This is a genomic window from Pedobacter sp. (assembly GCF_045628745.1).
Classification (GTDB): Bacteria; Bacteroidota; Bacteroidia; order Sphingobacteriales; family Sphingobacteriaceae; genus Pedobacter.
Genome location: NZ_JAZQPU010000468.1, coordinates 1 through 4,914, shown reverse-complemented (window position 1 = coordinate 4,914; position 4,914 = coordinate 1). Strand labels below are relative to the sequence as shown.

The window sequence follows — 4,914 nt, the reverse complement described above, 5'->3', positions numbered from 1 at the left end:
AAGGAACTGGTCCTTCACTATAAATCGCCGTCATGTTGTCTTTCTCACAAGCATAAGCCATAAAAACCAGGTTCACCTTTGGCATATACTGCAAATGGGTTATATGACTATAGTTGACTTTAAGAATCCTGTTGTTGACTGTGTTGAAATAAACAGTAACATTGGGAAGATATTGTTTAATTTCAGCTTTCGGATCTATGCTAATCTTTGTAATTGGACCTGAGTTTTCTATTTTATAAGTGAATTTATCTGTATGCTTGGGGTTAACCAATTTATTCAGGTAATCCAGATTGTAATAAGACTTCATCGCTTTATCCGATTTAATCAAGGATTCGATATCTGATTTCCACTTGTTTTCTTCCGTTACAGAATCTTTCTTAATGCGTGATTCAATAACCTGCATGTCTACTTTGGTCTTTTTGTCCTTATCGTCAACCGTATAAATTACGGCTGCATCTGCAAACTTAAACAAGGCTTGGTCTAGGTAAGCAAATTCCTTATAGTAAGCATTTAGTCGATTTTCGGGTTTAATAAGTCCAGCAGTAGTTTCAATCGCCTCCTTCAACATGGCAACAACCGATAATGGTTTAATGATAACTTCCTCTAAAACAAATACCTGGGGCTCTAAATAAATAAGCTGACTTTGATTAGCCATGAGCTGTGCAGCCAATTTTGTTATGGACCTGTACCCTATACAACTGATCAGCACACTGTCGGTATCAAGAATGTTGTTTTTAAGTAGCATGAATTTGCCTTCGTTATTTGATACTGTGCCCGTCTGTTTTTGTAAGACCGTCAATGACACTTCTGCAAGAGCCTTTTGGGTTGAATGATCTACAATAGTACCAGCCAGGTGAGGTTGTTGCGCAGATAATTGACTAATAAACAGACAGAAGATCAAAGTAAGGAATACTTTCATGAGGTTAATTTAGCTATCATAGTTACGGAAATAAATTGTTTTTAAACATTTTATTTTCAATTCATTAGGAAACAGACCGAATGAGAAGTATATTTTAATTTATGGCAGGTGATTATTTTTCAGTGATCTAACGTAATGTACCGAATAGGTTACGCAAAATGTTATTTTATCAACTTTGTATACCAAAAAGACAAATAAACTTGACATATTGATTTGTTTGTTTTACATTTATTAAAAACATAATCATGAACTATAAAACACTCTTGCCAAACCGATTTAAGAAATTTGGATGGCTTATTTTTATCTTGGCGAGCATAATCTTTTTTGCTGCCCGGAAATTCGATTGGCAACCAACATTCTTGGATATCACCATAAATGATTATTCACTTATAACAGAGGTGAATCTATTGAAAGAGTTTATCTTTACTTTCTGGATGATAGGTTTAATCATGATTACTTTTTCGAAAGAAAAACAAGAGGATGAATTTATTTCTTATTTGAGATTGACCAGCTGGCAATATGCTGTTATGGCGTCTTTAATCATTTCAATTATTGGAACCTGGTCCATTTTTGGATGGAACTATTTAATTTTTTCAGCAATCAATATGCTTACGGTTCCTTTATTATTTATGCTCATTTTTAATTTGCTCTTGTATCGTAATTCAAATAAACAAACTGCTGATGAAAAATAACTTACGTGTGCATAGGGCAATAAAAAATCTAACCCAAGCTGAACTCGCTGAGTTGATTCAGGTATCCAGACAAACAATTAACACCATAGAGGCTGGTAAATACGTACCATCAACTGTCTTAGCGTTAAAGCTAGCCAGGGTTTTCGATGTGCCTATAGAAGAGATTTTTCAACTTGAGGAGGAGGATTAGGAGGGCAATGAGTAGCATATAAATCTTATGAATTGAAAAGGAAACAAATGAATTTATATGATGGGGTGGCTTTAAGCTCATCACTGAATCAGTCAATGGTCGTTTAATAAGTTAGAACTACCTGTAATTTATGCAATTGCAGATACAAATAATACACAATCTAAAAAAATTCTGGAAATTGCGGTTTTGAATGTAAGGAGATCTTGGATGATGACCATGTCCCTCATTATTGGTTTGAACTCAAAAAAGGTGTAATACGATATTAAATAATTAATTGATAACTTTATAATTATCAATTAATTGACTCTAAATACAAATTAGATTTATTCTATTTAATGATGATTTCTTATTGACAACCCATTGGCATATGGTTACAATTTTAAATTATTAACACAATCAGGAAAGACAATACTGCAATACTTTTATCGTTTTTTTTAGAAAAAGAAAGGGGGATTTTTGTGTATAAAATTATTTACCTTACGGATGCATCTGTTTACAAAACCTATTATTCTGATGATTATTATCAGGTTGCAGATCAACATCTAAATTTGAAAAGATCAGGTTTTAAAATCATTTGTATTGTTGACTACAAATACAATGTGATTTTAAATAAATGTCCAGATTTTAAAATACACATTCCGCAAATTGAAAAATACATACTTTAGTTATAAGCAACCCATTTTTGATCAGCCTCAGGCGTTTGAATTATTACCCATTCATTAACAGCTGAAATTTATCTACAAACAGGCCTACGTGATAACCATCCATCAGCCCATGGTGCACATGAATAGACACTGACATGGTTTTAACACCATTTTGTTCTATCATTTTACCGAAAGATATTTTAGGAATACTATCCGGAAAGCTGAACGATCTTGCATGAGACAAGGAGGTAAAGTTTAACCAGGGCAATGCAGAGAAGTGAATAACATTTTCTCCTGACTTTGATGGATGTAGTCCTTTACTTTGTCGCACTTGCTCCATCACCGTTATAGCCTCCTCGTTAAACTGCTTTGCCTCTTTATGATAATTCATATAGGCAAATCCAAAAGTTTCATCCGGACGACTAACGGTAGCTGAAGCATGTATCTGGTCAAAAAGAAACACCTTTTTTTCTATGATACGATATTTAAAAGCCTCAACACTATTGGCTGCCTTTAGGGCACAATACAGATAATATAAAAAGAAACTATTTCCTTGTTCTTTGGCATTCTTATAGGCTAAAGTACAATCAATGCTTACCGTTACACCAAAAAATGGCTCCTCAAATTGAGTAAAGAACTCAAAATGGTCCTTTCTATGCCAGTTATTTAAATCAACTTCCTGTTTTTGATCAACAAATGATTTTGCTGTATCATCACCATCAGATGCTGTTGGGTTTAAGTTCTTGTTCATTTCTTATCTTTGATTTCTACCAGACAAATTTACAGCAAAGCCAGCATTCTTTTAACCATTTGGACAGCAGGTCTGCAATTTGACTATTGTTTAGATCTGCAAATGGAAAAAGTGGAAAATTACCCTGGATGCCCTACAACGATGAATATAGTCACTGAATACTAATAATTTGTCTTATTTGGTTAAAGGTAACCACTAATAACAGTGGTATCTACATTAATACCTACCTTGCGCGGCTAATACTGTAACAGTCTTATCACCCGGCTATGCTAAACAAAAATGAAAAGATCGATGAGCTGATCGAACTCAATGAAGAACTGGAAAATTACTTCCAGAATACTATCATTCCTCAACTATTTGTTGATGCTCAATTGGTGCTTCGTAAATTTACGCCTCCTGCAATGAAGCAATTTAAGCTTAAAAAGGACCACATTGGGAAACACTTAGTGGAGGTGGCAGACAATTTTCGTTTTCCAACTATCATCGATAACATCCAGCAAGTTATTGACACAGGAGAGATCCTGGAGAAAGAGATACAGACCACGGACATGAAATGGTTCCAAATGAATATCCTTCCCTATCTTATCCGAAAAGAAAACAAGTCAAATGGTGTAATTATTACGTTTATTGACATCAGCACCAGGATTAAAGACCTTAAGGAACAGGAGAAGTTAATTTCCGAGCATGAACTGTTGCTGGATACCATTGCGCATGACATTAAAAACCCATTGATGGCCTTGAGCCTGACCGTGGAATTGCTTAAAAAAGTGCCGGAGAAAGGAAAAGAAAGATTTCCTGCCTTGTTGCGTAATGTGGAAAACAGCCTAAATAAAATGAAACAGGTTATTTTTGACCTTGTGCAATCGCGCGGGCATGAACACCGCTATCAGGCTGTAGAAGAAATGCTGGACTTAGAAAATATATTGGAGGATGTAAGACTAACGCTCTCCACACAAATCCAGGCTTCAAAAGCAATCATTAGGTCAGACATTGGGCCTTCAGAGATCACCTTTCCAAGGCGCAAACTGCGCAGCATTATTTATAACCTGGTTAATAATGCCATTAAGTATGGCTCTTCAGACCGAATACCCGAAGTGCACATTAAATCTTATATTGAAAGTAGTTTTCTGGTGATTAGCGTAGCAGATAACGGGATAGGGATTAACCCCGAAAATATGGATTCCATATTCAAAAAACACTTTCGGGTAAAAAGCTCTGTTGAAGGAAATGGTGTAGGGCTTTACCTGGTCAATGAAATTTTAAAATCTGCTGGTGGGAAAATTACGGTGGAAAGTGAGCCTGATAAAGGTTCAATTTTCAGGGTGTTTATACCTTTAAATGAAAGTACGGAGGCCTAATAATTTACCTCAAGAAGGATAACCTCTAAAATAAATAACTTATTTCGAAATATGATTGCTAAATTAAATACAATTAAACCAGCAGCATATGATCACCATCAAGAATTTCACCAAAGCCGTTTATCCCGTAGATTGGGAAACATTTAAGCACATAAAAAAGCCGAAGATGTATGTTACACCTCCGGCCCTTCTATAATGATTTTATTAAACGCCTTTCTTGCTGGTCATGCTAGCTTTTTTAGCTGGCTGAGCAGTTTTACTTGGTGCTTTAGCATTTGCTGGCTTAGTAGTTGCTTTTAATTTAGCAGCTGCAGTTTTATCTTCAGCAAGCAAATTCTCATGCTCTTCAGTACTTGGTGC

At 35.2% G+C, this 4,914-nt stretch carries 5 protein-coding genes; 3 read left to right on the top strand and 2 right to left on the bottom strand.

Features of this window, described 5'->3' with window-relative positions; translation table 11 throughout:
• On the bottom strand, window positions 1-919 hold a 919-nt coding region (locus tag ACR2F7_RS16775), incomplete at its 3' end, for a carboxypeptidase-like regulatory domain-containing protein (protein WP_432714691.1).
• Between the two features lie 245 nt (window positions 920-1,164).
• Between ACR2F7_RS16775 and ACR2F7_RS16770 the strand changes: the two genes are divergently transcribed.
• Together ACR2F7_RS16770 and ACR2F7_RS16765 are read left to right on the top strand one after the other, a co-directional pair.
• Complete coding sequence (locus tag ACR2F7_RS16770) at window positions 1,165-1,611, top strand: hypothetical protein (protein ID WP_432714690.1); 447 nt, start codon at window positions 1,165-1,167, stop codon at window positions 1,609-1,611.
• Window positions 1,601-1,801, top strand: coding sequence for a helix-turn-helix transcriptional regulator (locus ACR2F7_RS16765; RefSeq protein ID WP_432714689.1), 201 nt, complete (start codon window positions 1,601-1,603; stop codon window positions 1,799-1,801). Before ACR2F7_RS16770 ends, ACR2F7_RS16765 begins: the two co-directional genes overlap by 11 nt.
• A 708-nt stretch (window positions 1,802-2,509) precedes the next feature.
• Here ACR2F7_RS16765 and ACR2F7_RS16760 read toward each other — a convergent pair.
• Entirely contained in the window at window positions 2,510-3,196 is a 687-nt protein-coding gene (locus tag ACR2F7_RS16760; RefSeq protein ID WP_432714688.1) for a CatA-like O-acetyltransferase, read from the bottom strand.
• A 266-nt stretch (window positions 3,197-3,462) separates the two neighbouring features.
• Here ACR2F7_RS16760 and ACR2F7_RS16755 point away from each other — a divergent pair, with 266 nt between their 5' ends.
• Window positions 3,463-4,554: a sensor histidine kinase gene (locus ACR2F7_RS16755; protein WP_432714687.1), complete on the top strand. Its 1,092-nt coding sequence runs from the start codon at window positions 3,463-3,465 to the stop codon at window positions 4,552-4,554.
• Window positions 4,555-4,914: the final 360 nt, after the last annotated feature.

Bases quoted from the DNA above. Each gene is read 5' to 3' on its own strand.
- ACR2F7_RS16770 (WP_432714690.1), top strand. From the start codon at position 1,165: ATGAACTATAAAACACTCTTGCCAAACCGATTTAAGAAATTTGGATGG.
- ACR2F7_RS16765 (WP_432714689.1), top strand. From the start codon at position 1,601: ATGAAAAATAACTTACGTGTGCATAGGGCAATAAAAAATCTAACCCAA.
- ACR2F7_RS16760 (WP_432714688.1), bottom strand. From the start codon at position 3,196: ATGAACAAGAACTTAAACCCAACAGCATCTGATGGTGATGATACAGCA.
- ACR2F7_RS16755 (WP_432714687.1), top strand. From the start codon at position 3,463: ATGCTAAACAAAAATGAAAAGATCGATGAGCTGATCGAACTCAATGAA.